This window comes from Streptomyces aurantiogriseus (genome assembly GCF_014649375.1).
GTDB classification, from domain to species: domain Bacteria; phylum Actinomycetota; class Actinomycetes; order Streptomycetales; family Streptomycetaceae; genus Streptomyces; species Streptomyces aurantiogriseus.
In genome coordinates this window covers 132,377-147,307 of the sequence record NZ_BMSX01000013.1, presented here as the reverse complement: position 1 = coordinate 147,307, position 14,931 = coordinate 132,377, and the positions used below count along the sequence as shown (strand labels likewise).

Annotated in this window: 15 protein-coding genes; 12 read left to right on the top strand and 3 right to left on the bottom strand. The window is 72.6% G+C overall.

Features of this window, described 5'->3' with window-relative positions; all coding sequences use genetic code 11:
• Positions 1–128: 128 nt before the first annotated feature.
• Both IE263_RS26415 and IE263_RS26410 read right to left on the bottom strand, forming a co-directional pair.
• A complete protein-coding gene (locus IE263_RS26415) occupies positions 129–386 on the bottom strand; it encodes a ferredoxin (protein ID WP_229911169.1) in 258 nt (85 codons plus the stop codon).
• 127 nt (positions 387–513) lie between these two features.
• Positions 514–1,971 carry an aldehyde dehydrogenase gene (locus tag IE263_RS26410; protein WP_189940279.1) on the bottom strand — a complete coding sequence of 486 codons (1,458 nt, stop codon included), beginning with the start codon at positions 1,969–1,971 and terminating at the stop codon, positions 514–516.
• Positions 1,972–2,470: 499 nt separating this feature from the next.
• Here IE263_RS26410 and IE263_RS26405 point away from each other — a divergent pair, with 499 nt between their 5' ends.
• The 4 genes from IE263_RS26405 (at position 2,471) to IE263_RS26390 (ending at position 6,102) form a co-directional block, all read left to right on the top strand.
• Complete coding sequence (locus IE263_RS26405) at positions 2,471–3,394, top strand: GNAT family N-acetyltransferase (protein WP_229911183.1); 924 nt, start codon at positions 2,471–2,473, stop codon at positions 3,392–3,394.
• Positions 3,395–3,649: 255 nt separating this feature from the next.
• Entirely contained in the window at positions 3,650–4,198 is a 549-nt protein-coding gene (locus IE263_RS26400) for a DUF1062 domain-containing protein (protein ID WP_189940278.1), read from the top strand.
• 151 nt (positions 4,199–4,349) lie between these two features.
• Positions 4,350–5,405: a Strvi_7410 family MBL fold metallo-hydrolase gene (locus IE263_RS26395; protein ID WP_189940277.1), complete on the top strand. Its 1,056-nt coding sequence runs from the start codon at positions 4,350–4,352 to the stop codon at positions 5,403–5,405.
• Positions 5,406–5,658: 253 nt separating this feature from the next.
• Positions 5,659–6,102 (top strand): nuclear transport factor 2 family protein, encoded by a 444-nt coding sequence (locus tag IE263_RS26390; RefSeq protein ID WP_189940276.1) that lies wholly within the window; start codon positions 5,659–5,661, stop codon positions 6,100–6,102.
• 24 nt (positions 6,103–6,126) lie between these two features.
• Here the strand turns inward: IE263_RS26390 and IE263_RS26385 are convergent, their stop codons facing one another.
• The gene (locus IE263_RS26385) at positions 6,127–6,801 is read right to left on the bottom strand and encodes a phosphotransferase (protein ID WP_189940275.1); all 675 of its coding nucleotides are present in this window, start codon (positions 6,799–6,801) and stop codon (positions 6,127–6,129) included.
• A gap of 296 nt (positions 6,802–7,097) precedes the next feature.
• On the opposite strand from IE263_RS26385, the gene IE263_RS26380 reads away from it, so the two are divergent.
• From IE263_RS26380 to IE263_RS26345, 8 genes are all read left to right on the top strand, one after another.
• Positions 7,098–8,339 carry an SCO2321 family membrane protein gene (locus IE263_RS26380; protein WP_189940274.1) on the top strand — a complete coding sequence of 414 codons (1,242 nt, stop codon included), beginning with the start codon at positions 7,098–7,100 and terminating at the stop codon, positions 8,337–8,339.
• Positions 8,336–8,980 (top strand): SCO2322 family protein, encoded by a 645-nt coding sequence (locus tag IE263_RS26375; protein WP_189940273.1) that lies wholly within the window; start codon positions 8,336–8,338, stop codon positions 8,978–8,980. Before IE263_RS26380 ends, IE263_RS26375 begins: the two co-directional genes overlap by 4 nt.
• Entirely contained in the window at positions 8,973–10,157 is a 1,185-nt protein-coding gene (locus IE263_RS26370) for an energy-coupling factor transporter transmembrane component T (protein ID WP_189940272.1), read from the top strand. The genes IE263_RS26375 and IE263_RS26370 overlap by 8 nt, the downstream gene beginning before the upstream one ends.
• Positions 10,154–12,133 (top strand): ABC transporter ATP-binding protein, encoded by a 1,980-nt coding sequence (locus IE263_RS26365; RefSeq protein ID WP_189940271.1) that lies wholly within the window; start codon positions 10,154–10,156, stop codon positions 12,131–12,133. The genes IE263_RS26370 and IE263_RS26365 overlap by 4 nt, the downstream gene beginning before the upstream one ends.
• A gap of 41 nt (positions 12,134–12,174) precedes the next feature.
• On the top strand, positions 12,175–12,942 hold the full coding sequence (locus IE263_RS26360) for an ECF transporter S component (protein WP_189940411.1): 768 nt from the start codon (positions 12,175–12,177) through the stop codon (positions 12,940–12,942).
• Between the two features lie 334 nt (positions 12,943–13,276).
• Positions 13,277–13,699 (top strand): aggregation-promoting factor C-terminal-like domain-containing protein, encoded by a 423-nt coding sequence (locus IE263_RS26355; RefSeq protein WP_189940270.1) that lies wholly within the window; start codon positions 13,277–13,279, stop codon positions 13,697–13,699.
• 109 nt (positions 13,700–13,808) lie between these two features.
• Complete coding sequence (locus tag IE263_RS26350; RefSeq protein WP_189940269.1) at positions 13,809–14,603, top strand: YoaK family protein; 795 nt, start codon at positions 13,809–13,811, stop codon at positions 14,601–14,603.
• Positions 14,604–14,705: 102 nt separating this feature from the next.
• Complete coding sequence (locus IE263_RS26345; RefSeq protein ID WP_189940268.1) at positions 14,706–14,909, top strand: hypothetical protein; 204 nt, start codon at positions 14,706–14,708, stop codon at positions 14,907–14,909.
• Positions 14,910–14,931: the final 22 nt, after the last annotated feature.

The following is a 14,931-nucleotide window of genomic DNA, read 5'->3' as shown; positions in this document are numbered from 1 at the left end:
TCGGCCCCAGCGGATGCCGAAGCGTCTCGCCAGAGTCGGCTACTCCGGTCGAACTCCCTCACTCGTCCCGTAGGCCAATAACATAATAAAACGTGTCTTGCCAGAGAGAACACCCCAAAGGGGATTTTTTACTCTTCCGGCGGGAACACGGCTTCCCCGCTCTCCACCAGCGTGATCATGATCGCCTCCACCGGACAGCTCTCCGCCGCCTCCAGCACCCGCTCGTTCGCGTCCGTGTCCGGGTCCACCGGACGGGACTGGCGGGCCGCGTCCAGGCGGAAGCCGTCCGGCGCGTGGTGGAGGCACTGGGCGGAGCCGATGCACAGGGAGCGGTCGACCTCGACGTGCCAGCGGTCCCCCGCCCACACGCCCGGCTCCTCCCCCACTCTCGACTCCTCCCCCACTCTCGGCTTCTCCCCCACTCTCGGCTTCGCTCGAGCGGGGGGACCCCCATGCGCGGGGAGACCCCCATGCGCGGGGAGACCCCCATGCCCGGGACGTGTCCCCATCGGCTCAGCCCTCCCAGCCCGCCGGCAGATGGATCATCTTGTGCTCCAGATACTCGCCGTACCCCTCGGGACCGAACTCCCGCCCCAGCCCGGAGTTCTTGTAGCCGCCGAACGGGCCGAGCATGTCGAGACTGAAGGTGTTGACCGAGTAGGTGCCGGTACGGACCTGGCGGGCGACCTCGATGCCGTGCTCGACGTCCGCCGTCCACACGCTGCCGCTCAGCCCGTAGTCGGAGTCGTTCGCGATCTTCAGCGCCTCGGACTCGTCACCGTAGGGGAGGAGGCAGATCACCGGGCCGAAGATCTCCTCGCGGGCGACGCGCATGGAGTTGTCGACGTCACCGAAGAGGGTCGGCTCCACGTACCAGCCCCGGTCCAGGCCCGGCGGGCGTCCGCCGCCGGTGAGGATCTTCGCGCCCTCCTCCTGGCCGATGCGGATGTAGTCGAGGTTGCGCTGCTGCTGGCGCCTGGCCACCAGCGGGCCGACCTGGGTCGCCGGGTCGAGCGGGTCGCCGACGACCAGGGCGCTCGCCGCCGCCGCGAAGGCGTCCGCGAACTCGTCGTAGCGGGAGCGCGGGAGCAGGATGCGGGTCTGGGCGACGCAGGCCTGGCCGTTGTTCATCCAGGCGGCGGGGACGATCCCGGCCACCGCCGTCTCCACGTCCGCGTCGGGCAGGACGACCGCCGCCGATTTGCCGCCCAGCTCCAGGGTGACGCGGGTGAGGTTGCGGGCGGCGACCTCCATCACGCGTTTGCCGGCCGCCACCGATCCGGTGAAGGAGACCTTGTCGACCCCGGGGTGTCCGACCAGGTACTCGCTCACCTCGCGGTCCGCCGGGAGGATCGACAGCACACCCTCCGGCAGCCCGGCCTCCCGCGCGATCTCCGCCAGCAGGTAGGCGTCCAGCGGCGACTCGGGCGACGGCTTGAGCACCACCGTGCAGCCGGTGAGCAGCGCGGGCGCGAGCTTGGCGGCGGCCACGAACTGCGGGACGTTCCAGGGGACGACGGCCGCGACCACACCGACCGGTTCGCGCCGTACAAGGATCCTGCCGAGCACGCCGTCGCGCCGCTCCTCGTACGGGAAGTCGCGGGCGACCGTGATCGCCGCGTCCCAGACCATCATCGCGCCGAGGGCCTGGGCGAGGACGCTCCAGGAGTACGGGGAGCCGTTCTCGGAGGAGATCACGCGGGCGATCTCCTCGTGGCGGGCGGCGATGCCGTCCTTGATGCGGGTGACGACGGCGATCCGCTCGTCGAGGGTCAGCCGGGGCCAGGGTCCCTCGTCGAAGGCCTGCCGTGCCGCCGCGACCGCCCGGTCCACGTCCGCCGGCGAGGCGTGCGGGACGCGCCCGATGACCTCCTCGGTGTGCGGCGAGACGACCTCGATGACGTCCTTGCCCAGGGGGTCGGTCAACTCCCCGCCGATGAACAGCTGTCCGTGTTCCACGAGCTCGGTCATGGCGACCGCCTCCCGAGAGGGCCTGCTGGATCCGTACCGGATCCCGTTTCTGACGGTGTTTCAGGAACTGATACCAGTTCTGGTGAAACTAAGCCAGGGTCCGGGCCGAATGGGCCCCACCAGCGGGTTTTCCGCCTCGCGTTGGGCACCGAGGCCGCGATGGCCTGGTTCCGGGTCACGTACGCGCCGACGCATCGATGGCCAGGTCGGCAGGACACGCGGCCCGTGCCGCCCGACGCCGCACCTCGCTCCACACCTCCGGCCGGCTCGGGCCGGTGATCGCGGAAAAGAGTTTGCGCGGGGGCGGCAGTTCGATCACCCTTGCGGCCGGCTCCCTGTCGACAGGACCGAGGGGCCACGACCGCGAGAGGAGGGGCAAGCCCATGATCCCCGAGATCACCGCGCCTGTGTCCTCCCGGGGCGCGGACCGCGCCTGACCCGGTACGGACGGGCGCCTACACCGGAGCGTGCACTGACCGTGGAACAGAACGACCTGACGATGCGCCCGATCACCGGGCGCGACGAACTCGACCTCTTCTGCCGGCTTCCCTACGCCTTCAACGAGGAATTAGCGGACGATCTCGCAGCCGGCCGGCGTCGGCCGGAATGGATGTGGGTCGCCCTGCGCGGCGATCACCTGCTGGCCAGGGCTGCCTGGTGGGGCCGGGCCGGCGACGACACACCGCTTGTCCTGGACATTCTCGATCTCGACGACAGTGCCGCGGCTCCCGACCGCGTGGACATCGGCGAACAGCTGTTGCAGACCGCCATGGCCAAGACCCTTCCCCCGGGGACCGACCCGCCCGAGTACAGCCGCCTCGTCCCGTCGAACTGGCGCGAGAGTGCGGCGGCCGAGCGCGTCGTGAAGGACCGGATGACGGTACTGGAACGGACCGGCGCCCAGCTGAGCGTGGAACGGTTGCGTCTGGAGTGGCGTCCCGGGACACCTGTTCCCCAGCCCAGCGGACGCCTGGCGTTCCGGTCGGTTGGTGACTCCGAGGAACTCATTGACCTGATGACCCTGGCCATGGACGGGACGCTGGACGATCACAGCCGGCGCGACCTGGCCCGGATGCCCGCCCGCGAAGCGGCGCTCCGCCACTACGAGGAGGAGTTCGCGCGCTACACGAGCCCGCGGGAGTGGTGGCGGATCGCGATGCTCCCCGGCGGTGACCCGGTGGGGTTCGTCATCCCGGCCCGCAATGACTACAACTCGATCATCGCCTACCTGGCCGTCCTGCCCGCGCACCGCGGCAACGGCTACATCGACGACATCCTCGCCGAAGGCACCCGCGTCCTCGCCGAGCAAGGGGTCCCGCGCATCCGGGCGGCCACGGATCTCAGCAACACTCCCATGGCGAACGCCTTCCAGCGCGCCGGATACGTCAACTTCGAACGCGCGATCAACATGACCTGGAACTGATCCGGACATCGGGCGGGGAGGCCGCGAACGGCTTCCCCGCTCAGCTCGGCCACATCCGGAGAACGCTCTTCAGGCGGAAAACCTGTGGAGCAGCGCCGCTGTGCGCCATTACCGTGCTGCCGAGCCAAGTCGTCTACGCAAGGACGTGCCGTTGTACACCCTGTGAGACCTCCCGAGAGCTGATGTGTCGCGCGTCGCGCATGTGCGCCGCGCTCCTTTTTGCTGCGGACTTCTCACTGAAACCGGTGTACTTCTGTGCTCAATAGCTGGGTGGTCATGCCCACCTGCCTGCCGACCGTTCTCCGCCGTTGCCACGCGTGCGCGTCCGAGCGCTTCCGGGCGAACGGCAAATTTCGCGTCAACGCGAACCACAAGCTCCTCGACGCCTGGCTCCTCGTGCTCTGTACCGCTTGCGGGGACACGGCGAAGCTCACGGTCCTGGAGCGGATGAACGTGCGCTCCGTACGGCCTGAGCTGCTGGACCGGATGCATGACAACGACCCTGGCCTGGCAGCTGAGCTGCTCCAGGATCCGGTCGTGCGGCGCCGTAACCGCATCGCCCTCGACTGGGACGGCGCCTGGCGACTCGACACCGGCGGATCGGATCATCTGGACCGCGAGGTGATCGACGTCTCGGTCCGCTTTGCGGCGCGGATCCCTGTCCGGCCGGTGCGACTGATCGCTGAGGGTTGCGGTCTTTCGCGGGCCGAGGTCGAGCGGCTGATCACGGAGGGGAAGCTCGTTTCGGCAGTCCGGCTGAGCGGCAAGCTCTCCGGTGACTTCACCTTCACGCTCAAGCGCTGAGCCCTCCTCGGGACCAGGGCCTGTCCGGCGAGATCCGCCGGGCAGGCCCTGGCGCCGGCGTCAGACCGGGGCTGCGGCCGGGCCGTCCCAGGTGATCTGACAGGCCGTCAGTTCTGGTTATAGTGGGCAATGGCCGTGGGACGGAGGGCAGATGACAAGCATCCTGGACGGGGACCCCGTGGCCCCGACGACGTACGACCACGGCGGAGGCGTGCGGTCGATCCGCGTGCCCATTCCGGACAACCCCCTCGGACACACGCTCGTGTACGTCGTCGACACCGACCGCGGCCCGGTCCTCGTCGACACCGGCTGGGACGACCCCACCGCCTGGGACGCCCTCACCGCCGGACTGACCTCCTGCGGCACCTCCGTCACCGAGCTGTACGGCGTCGTCATCACCCACCACCACCCCGACCACCACGGCCTGTCGGGCAGGGTGCGGGAGGCGTCCGGGGCCTGGATCGCGCTGCACGCGGCGGACGGCGCGATCGTCCGGCGGACCCGTGCGACCCGCCCCGAGCGCTGGTACACGTACATGACGGACAAGCTGGTGGCCGCCGGCGCCCCCGAGGAGCACGTGGCGCCCCTGCGCACGGCCCGCCGCCGGCATCTGCCCGGCCTCTCCCCCGCCCTCCCCGACCGGGAGATCGTCCCCGGCGAGCTCCTCGACCTCCCCGGCCGCCGCCTGCGCGCGATCTGGACCCCGGGCCACACACCGGGCCACGTCTGCCTGCACCTGGAAGAGAATCACCCGGCCCGGCTCCCCGGCCGGGGCCGGCTGTTCTCCGGCGACCATCTGCTCCCCGAGATCACCCCGCACATCGGCCTGTACGAGGACCCCGACGACGACACCGTCACCGACCCCCTCGGCGACTACCTCGACTCCCTCGAACGCGTCGGCCGCCTCGCCCCCGCCGAGATCCTCCCCGCCCACCAGCACGCCTTCACCGACGCCCCCTCCCGGGTACGGGAGCTGCTCGCCCACCACGAGGACCGCCTCACCGACCTCCAGGGGCTGCTGGCAGAGCCCCTCACCCCCTGGCAGCTCGCCGAGCGCATGGAGTGGAACCGGCCCTGGGAGCAGATCCCGTACGGGTCGAGGAACATCGCGGTCTCGGAGGCAGAGGCGCATCTGCGCCGGCTGGTGAAGCTGGGGCGCGCGGAGGCGGTGGCGGGGAGTGAGCCGGTGGCGTACGTGGCGGTGTGAGGCAGCAGTGCCTGCGGCCGCTTCACCGTGCGGCACCCGTGACCGCTTCACCGTGCGGCATCCGCGGCCACTGCACCGTGCGGCATCCGCGGCCACTGCACCGTGCGGCATCCGCGGCCACTGCACCGTGGCACCCGTGGCCGCTTCACCGTGCAGCGCCTGCGCCCGCTTCACCATCCGTACCGGCACCATTCACCAGAGGTCCGTCCGACTCACCCGCCCCCGACCGGGCGCCCCTGCTACCAACGTCCGTATGGACCCCATCGAGCAGCTCCTCGCCGAGCGCGCCTGCCAGCGGCTGCTCCTCGACCTGGTCAAGCGGCTCGACTTCGAGGAACCCGCGTCCGTGGCCGAGCTGTTCACCGAGGACGGCACCTGGGCGTGGCCGGCCGGCGACCGGCTGGTCCGGGGCCGCGACGCCCTGCGCGTGTACTTCGGCTCGCGTCCCGCCGACCGGCTCTCCCGGCGCCTGATGTCGAACGTCCTCGTCGAGGTGACCTCCGCGGAGACGGCCACGGCGACCTCGTACTTCACGACGTACCGCGTCGACGGCTACGACGGCGGCATGGTCCCCGCCGGGCCCCCGATCCAGATCGGCACCTACGAGGACGCCTTCCGCCGCTCCCCGGAGGGCCACTGGCTGCTGGAGACCCGGACGGTGTTCCTGCCCTTCGGCGGCCCCACGCCCCACCTCTAGAAACCTCCGGGCCGCCGGAAACCTCTAGGCCACCAGCGAGCGGACCAACTCCCCGGCCGCGCCCAGGAGTCCGACCTCCTCCGCGCTCATCGTCGGATTCGCCGCCCGTCGCCGCAGCGCCTCCGTCAGGCCCTCCTCGGTGAGGTCGGACGGGTCGGCGAGCAAGGCGGTCAGCATCGCGCGGGCCGGGGCGGCGAGCGGCTCGGCGGAGACGGCGACCTGGGCGAGGATCACCGCGGACATGCCCCAGTCGAGCCCCGGGTCGCCCTCCTCGGCGGTGGCCCAGTCGATGACCCGGGGACCGTCGGCCGTGAGGATCACGTTCTCGGGATGCAGGTCGAGGTGGAGCACGCCGACCCCGGCGCCGGACGTGCGGGCGGGGACGGCGTGCAGCGCGCGCAGCAGCCGGGCGAGCGTGGCGCCCACCTCCTCGGCGTCCAGCGCGCCCGCCACGAACGCCTGGACCATCGTCGGCCCGTCCAGCCGTTCCATCACCAGGTCGGTGCGCGAGTCGGAGGGCCGTACAGCGGGCGCTGGGTAGCCGTGCGCCCGGACGTGCGCCATGACCGCCCCCATGGCAGCCGCGTCGTCCCACCCCGCATGGTCGCGCCGCAGCACCCATGCCTCGTCGATCTCGTACACGTCGGCCGTACGGCCCGAGCCGAGCAGTCGGCCCGGCGCCCTCCCCGTGGTCGTCATGGCCCGAACCTACCCGCGCTCACAGGCGCCCCTCAGGGCGTTTCGTACGGGCGAGTAGAGTGGCCGGGTCGTCATCACACCCGTACGGGGGGAAGCCGGTGCAAATCCGGCGCTGACCCGCAACCGTGAACCGCCCTTCGGGGTCGGCGAGCCGGACTGCCCCGGACGGGACCGTGACCGGCTCACGTGCGCCGGCAGCCCGCGCCGTCGCACGGCACCGTCGAGGTTTACGGAGCCGAGCCGCCGGGATGTCCCGTGCTGCCCGGCTCCCTGACAGGGAGAGGCACCCGCCGATCATGAACGTCCGCCGCAGCGCCGCGGTCCTGGCCGCCACCGCAGTGATCGGCGCCGCCACGCCCGCCGTGGCCGCGTCCCCTTCGCCGTCTCCGTCGGTGGCGGTTCCCTCCGGCCTGTACGGCAGCACCGATCCCACGTACGACGGCGTCTGGCGCCAGTCGCTCGCGCTGCTCGCCCAGGACACGGCCGGGGTGCAGCCGGCGGAGAAGGCCGTGAACTGGCTGACCGGGCAGCAGTGCGCGAACGGCGCCTTCGCCGCCTTCCGCGCCGACCCCGCCGAGGCTTGCGACGCCATGCTCATGGTCGACACCAACAGCACGGCCGCCGCCGTCCAGGCCCTCGCGGCCCTCGGCGGCCACGAGGCGGAGACGAAGAAGGCCGTCACCTGGCTGAAGTCCGTCCAGAACGCGGACGGTGGCTGGGGCTACGCCCCCGGCGGCGCCAGCGACACGAACTCGACGTCCGTCGTCGTCGGCGCGCTGGCGGCGGCCGGGGAGGACCCGTCCAAGGTCGTCAAGGGCGACCGGTCCCCGTACGACACCCTGATGAAGCTCGCCCTCGCCTGCGACGCCGGCGGCGCCTTCGCCTACCAGCCCGACAAGCAGGGCAAGCTGTCGGCGAACGCGGACGCGACGGCCGCGGGCGTCCTCGGCGCGCTCGGCAAGGGCCTGGCGCCCGAGGCCGGCCAGAAGACGGACCCCGCCGCCTGCGCCGACGCGGGCAACCCGACCCCGCAGCAGGCCGCCGGCAACGGCGCCGCCTACCTGGCCAGGTCCGTCGCGAAGGACGGCTACCTGAAGTCGGCGCTCCCCGGTGCCACCGACCAGCCCGACTACGGCAACACCGCCGACGCCGTGGTCGCGCTCGCCGCGCAGGGCGGCGCGGAGCAGGCGCAGAAGCCGTTGAAGTGGCTCGAGCAGAACGCCGGCGCCTGGGCGAAGCAGAGCGGCCCCGCCGCCTACGCCCAGCTGATCTTCGCGGCCCACGCGACGGGGACGGACCCGCGCGCGTTCGGCGGAACGGACCTGGTCGCGGCCCTGAACGCGACGGGCCCGACGCCGCAGTCGACGGACAAGACGGCCACCGACAAGGCGGACGACGACCAGGGCGAGAAGGACACGGACGACGATTCCAAGGATTCCGACGACGGCTACGGCACCTGGTGGACCATCGGCGTCTTCCTCGTCGCCGGCATCGGCATCGGCTTCCTCATCAGCGGCCGCAGGAAGCAGCAGCCGTGATACGCCGCTGCGCCGCCCTCGTCCTCGCCGCGCTGCTCCTGCCACTGGCCGGCCCCGGCCAGGCCCAGGCCGCCGGCTACCGCTACTGGTCCTTCTGGGAGCACGACGGCAAACGCTGGATCTACGCCACCGAGGGCCCCTCCACGGCCCGCCCCGCCGACGGCACCGTCCAGGGCTTCCGCTTCGCGATCAGCGAGAACTCCCAGGACGCGGCCCAGCCACGCGGCGCGACGTCCTTCGCGGCGATCTGCGCGAGGACACCCGCGAAGGAGGGCCGGAAGCGGGTGGCCCTGCTCATCGACTTCGGCACGAAGGCGGACGCCCCCACAGGAGAAGCCCCACCCGCCTCCCGCACGACCTGCGCCCGGCTCCCCGAGGACGCGACCTCGGCAGAGGCCCTGGCCTCCGTGGCCAAGCCCCTCCGCTACGACACGAACGCCCTGCTGTGCGCGATCGCGGGCTACCCGAAGTCGGGTTGCGGCGAACAGGTGACCACGGGCAAGCAGCCGACGACGACGGAGAAGAGCGGGGAGGACGGAGAGGACGGCGGCCCTTCGGTGGGCGTGTACGCGGGCGGAACCCTGATCGCCGCCCTGGCAGCGGCGGCGGTGTGGCAGGCACGGCGGCGCAGGAATGCGTAGCTGTGGGCAGTCGTGCCGCCGGGGCGGCGCCCGTCCCACAGAAAGCGGCACCTCACGAGCGCGGGTCAGCGCCCCCACCCCTCAGCGCCGGCCCCGCGCTCAGCTCCACCCCGGAGCCTGGTGGCTCTGGTCCCTCGCCCTGGGCACGGCAGCGACCCGCACCACCAACCCCCTCCTCCTGGCCCTCCTCCTCACCACCTCCGCCTACGTGGTCATCGCCTGCCGCCCGAACACCCCCTGGTCCCGCTCCTACTCCGCCTTCCTCCACCTGGCCCTCGCCGTCCTCCTCATCCGCCTCCTCTTCGTCATCGCCCTGGGCTCCCCCGTCCCCGGCACCCACGTGATCCTCACCCTCCCCGAAGTCCCGCTCCCCGCCTGGGCCCAGGGCATCCGCCTCGGCGGCAAGGTCACCGCCGAGGGCGTCCTCTTCGCGCTGTACGACGGCCTCCGCCTGGCCACCCTCCTGGTCTGCGTGGGCGCGGCGAACGCCCTCGCCAGCCCCTCCCGTCTCCTGAAGTCCCTCCCCGGCGCCCTGTACGAGGCCGGAGTCGCCGTCGTCGTGGCCCTCACCTTCGCCCCGCACCTCATCGCCGACGTCCAACGCCTCCGCGCGGCCCGCCGCCTCCGGGGCCGCCCGGACAAGGGCCTGCGCGGCCTGCTCCAGGTCGCTCTCCCCGTCCTCGAAGGCGCCCTGGAACGCTCCATCGCCCTCGCCGCCGCGATGGACGCCCGCGGCTACGGCCGTACCGCCGACGTCCCCGCCCCCGTCCGCCGTACGACAGCCGCCCTCACCCTCGGCGGCCTGCTCGGCGTCTGCGCGGGAACGTACGGACTCCTCACCGCGGCCGGCGGCACCTACGGCCTCCCGGTCCTCCTCGCCGGCCTGGCAGCCGCGCTCGCCGGACTCCACCTCGGCGGCCGCCGCTCCCCCCGCACCCGCTACCGCGCCGACCGCTGGACCCCGCGCGCCCGCCTGGTCGCCGCGTCCGGCATCGCGGTGGCCGCGCTCCTCACACTCGCGGCCTCCTCGGACCCGACGGCCCTCCACCCCACCGTGGTTCCCCTCACGGCCCCCACCCTCCCCCTCTGGCCGGCGGCGGCGATCCTCGTCGGCCTCCTCCCCGCCTTCCTCGCACCAGCGCCCCACCCCGAGAACCCTCCCAAGGACCCGTCGTGATCCGCTTCGAGAACGTCTCAGTGACCTACGACGGCGCCTCCGAACCCACCGTCCAAGGCGTGGACTTCAGCATCCCCGAAGGTGAACTCGTCCTCCTCGCCGGCCCGTCCGGCGTGGGGAAGTCGACCCTTCTCGGCACGGTCGGCGGTCTCGTCCCACACTTCACGGGCGGCACCCTGCGCGGCCGCGTCACGGTCGCCGGCCGCGACACGCGCACCCACAAACCGCGCGAACTCGCCGACGTCGTGGGCACGGTGGGCCAGGATCCCCTCTCCCACTTCGTGACGGACACGGTCGAGGAGGAACTCGCCTACGGCATGGAGTCGTTGGGCCTGCCCCCGGACGTGATGCGCCGCCGCGTGGAGGAGACCCTCGACCTCCTCGGCCTGGCCGCCCTGCGCGACCGCCCCCTCGCCACCCTCTCCGGCGGCCAGCAGCAGCGCGTCGCGATCGGCTCGGTCCTCACCCCGCACCCCAGCGTCCTCGTCCTCGACGAACCGACCTCCGCCCTCGACCCGGCCGCCGCCGAGGAGGTCCTCGCCGTCCTCCTCCGCCTCGTCCACGACCTCGGTACGACGGTGCTGCTCGCGGAACACCGCCTGGAACGCGTCCTGCAGTACGCCGACCAGGTCGCCCTTCTGCCCGCCCCCGGCGCGGCTCCGGTGCTCGGCGCCCCGGCCGACATCATGGCCGTGTCCCCGGTGTACCCGCCGGTGGTGGACCTGGGCCGCCTGGCAGGCTGGTCCCCCCTGCCGCTGACGGTCCGGGACGCCCGCCGCCGGGCGGCGAGTCTCCGCGAGCGGCTGGCGGAGCGGCACGAGCGACTCGCGAAAACGGGGGGCGCGGGGACCGGCTCGATCCGGACGGAGCAGCACGAGCCACTCGGGGAGACGGCGGGCGCCGCGACGGACCCGAGCCGGGACACAGCCTCTGGCCGGCCCCGCACGCCGGCCGACCCGACGCAGCCCTCTGCCACCTCCGCACGCCCCACGGACACCCCCGCCCGGCCCACGGCCGATCCAGCGCGACCCAGGGTCGATTCAGCAGAAGAAGCAGCCGATCCAGCAGACGCGGCAGCCGACCCGGTGCCGACGGACACCGCACCTCCGCTCCCCGCACCTGCGGTCCCCGCGCCCCGTCCTCCCGCCGCCGTCTCGCGATGGCTCTCCTTGGGCCGCAGGCGCGGCCGCGCACAGGCCTCCCCGAAAGCGGCCGCTACTGCCCCTCCCCCCGCCGAGACCCACGCCCTCGCCGTCCGCCGCGCCCATGTCCAGGCCCTGCGCCGCGTCGACCTCACCGTCGCCCCCGGCGAGACCCTCGCCCTCATGGGCCGCAACGGCGCCGGAAAGTCCACGCTCCTCAACACGCTCGTAGGCCTGGTCGAACCGTCCGCCGGGACCGTCCGCGTAGGCGGGACGGTCCCCCACCGCACACCGCCCCGCGACCTCGTCCGCCGTGTCGGACTGGTCCCGCAGGAACCCCGCGACCTCCTCTACACCGACACGGTCGCCGCCGAGTGCGCGGCCGCCGACCGGGACGCGCGGGCCGCCCCCGGCACCTGCCGTGCCCTGGTCTCCGACCTGCTCCCCGGCATCACCGACGACACCCACCCCCGCGACCTCTCCGAGGGCCAGCGCCTCACGCTCGCACTGGCGATCGTCCTGACCGCGCGCCCGCCCCTGCTCCTCCTCGACGAGCCGACCCGTGGCCTGGACTACGCGGCGAAGGCCCGCCTGGTCGCCGTACTGCGGGAGCTGGCCGCCGCCGGTCACGCGATCGTGCTGGCCACGCACGACGTGGAACTGGCCGCCGAGCTGGCCCATCGGGTCGTCCTGCTGGCCGAGGGCGAGGTGATCGCGGACGGTCCGACGGCGGAGGTGGTCGTCTCCTCCCCGTCCTTCGCCCCGCAGGTGACGAAGATCCTGGCGCCGCAGGCGTGGCTCACGGTCGCGCAGGTGAGGGAGGCGCTGCGGTGACCCGGCAAGCTCGGGCGGTCCGTCTGGGCCCCCGCTCCCTCATGGCGTTGGTCCTGGTCAGCGCAGTCGGCGTGATCGCCTTCACCTGGCCCTTCCTGGCCCCGCCCACCTCCACCCTCAACGCCCACGCCCAGGACGCCCCCTGGCTCTTCGCGGGCCTGCTGGTGCTGTTGGTCGCGGTGGTGGCGGCGACGATCTCCGAGTCGGGGCTGGGCGCGAAGGCGGTCGCGATGCTGGGCGTACTGGCGGCGACGGGCGCGGCCCTGCGCCCGATCGGGGCGGGCACGGCCGGTATCGAGCCGATGTTCTTCCTGATGGTGCTGAGCGGCCGGGTGCTGGGCCCCGGCTTCGGCTTCGTCCTCGGCTCGATCACGATGTTCGCGTCCGCCCTGCTCACGGGCGGGGTGGGCCCGTGGATGCCGTTCCAGATGCTGTCGATGGCCTGGTTCACGATGGGCGCGGGCCTGCTGCCCGGCCCGGACCGTCTGCGGGGCCGCACGGAGCTCGCGCTCCTCGCCGTGTACGGCTTCCTGGCTGCGTTCGCCTACGGCACGGCGATGAACATGCAGGGCTGGCCCTTCCTGGACCCCGACTCCACGACCATCGCCCTGGACCCGGAGGCGTCCGTCCCCGAGAACCTGGCCCGCTTCATCACGTACTGCCTGGCGACGTCTCTCGGCTGGGATCTCGGCCGGGCCGTCGTCACCGTCGTCCTGACCCTCACGCTCGGTCCGGCGGTACTGAGGGCGCTACGGAGAGCCACCCGGCGGGCGGCGTTCGAGACCGCGGTCACTTTCGACCGCCGTTGACCGGTGAACCACCCCACATGACGCGGATCACCTACGACCCTCTTTAGTCGGGCAATTCGGACGCCATGTACACGCAGACCCAGCCTCTGACCTGCACATTGAGAGCCGGCTCACACAAGAGACCTTCCCCCCACATGCGGCCACAACTAGTAAAAGGGGTCATTGCGGACCCCTTCCGGGCCTGCTTCTCTGGATGACGTCGCACGGCGCCGACGAGCCCACGGGCCTCGGCGCCGACGCATGCAGCCACCCACCGCACACCACGCGGTGCGGCCACGCACCGCGTGACTCCGGCATGCCGCGACACCACTGCCCCCGAGGAAAAAGGTTCTCCGTGTCCGTCTCCTTCATCCGTCGCATCGCCTCCCCCAAGAAGACCCTCACCGCCGTCGCCGTGGCCGCCGCCACCGCCGGCATGGCGCTGACCGCGGCGCCCGCCCAGGCGGCGGCCCCGACCGTGTCCTCCGCCTCCGAGGCCAAGGCGATCGCGCACAAGATGATCCCGGACGCCGCGCAGTTCAACGCGTTCAGCAAGATCGTCGAGCACGAGAGCGGCTGGGACGTCGACGCCACCAACGCCTCCTCCGGCGCCTACGGCCTCGTCCAGGCCCTCCCCGCCTCCAAGATGGCCTCCGCCGGCTCCGACTGGAAGACCAACCCCGAGACCCAGATCAAGTGGGGCCTGGACTACATGAACTCCCGCTACGGCAGCCCGGCCGGCGCCTGGGCCTTCTGGCAGGCGAACGGCTGGTACTGAGCCACGCCCACCACGGCCCACTGACGCCGGCTCATGGAAGCGGCGGCCCCCTGATCCCCGGGGCCGCCGCTTTCGCCGTTTCCGCACCGGGGCGTGATCCACTGAGCGGATGACCACCGAGCCGTCGCGGAACCCGGATCCCGGCCACGGCCCCGACCGCGCCCCCGAAGCACGCGGTGTCCGCCTGGTCCCCGGCCTCCTCGTGCTGACCGTGGTCAGCGGCATGATCGACGCGGTGAGCTTCCTGGGCCTCGGTCATGTCTTCACCGCGAACATGACCGGCAACGTGGTCGTCCTCGGCTTCGCCGCCGCGGGCGCCCCAGGCTTCTCGGTCCACCGCACGGCGACCTCGCTGGTCGGCTTCCTGGCGGGCGCGGCGGCCGGAGGCCAGGTGGCCCGACGCCTCGCCGCAGGCTCCCGCCGCGCCTGGGCGCGGGTGGCGCTCGCCGTCGAGGCGGCGCTGCTCGCCGCCTCGGCGACCGTGGCCTTCGCCGCCCCGGACAAGGCCCCCGGCACGGTGTACACACTCATCGCCGTGACGGCCTTCACGATGGGCCTGCGCAACGCGACCGTCCTGAAGCTGGGCGTACCGGACCTCACGACCACCGTGATGACCCGAACCCTGGCCGGCCTCGCCGCCGATTCCCCTGCCGGCGGCGGTCCGGGCACCCGCTCCCCACGCCGCGCGGCCTCGGTCGTGGCCATGTGCGCGGGTGCCCTGCTCGGGGCGTGGCTGGTACTCCACCAGGGCCTGGCCGTCCCGCTCCTGCTCGCGGCACTGGCGTCAGGGGTCCTGGCGGTGACGGTGGCCGGCCGGGACGGGCCGACGGGCCGACGGGCCGACGGGCCGACGGGCCGACGGGCCGACCGAGCGGATGATCCGACCGGGCGACGGCATGCGTGACGTGCGAGGCGACGCGGTACTGGTACACGCGGTGCGCCGGAGGACCCTCACCGGCCGCGAGAAGAACCGGGCAGAACCGCGAGAAGAACGGAGCCACCCGCCATGCCGGACTACAAGGTCGGTGACCAGATCATGTTCCACGACGCGGAGAGGAGCGAGCTGCTCAACCTGACGGCGCCCGTCACCCCCGCGGTCGGCACGATCACGAAGGTCGACGCAGACGACCACCCGCCGAAGTACACGGTGCAACGCGAGGACGGCTCCACCACCACGCTGGGCAGGAGCGACTTCCTCACCCAGGAATGAGGCGCCGCTCCCGCCCCGGACG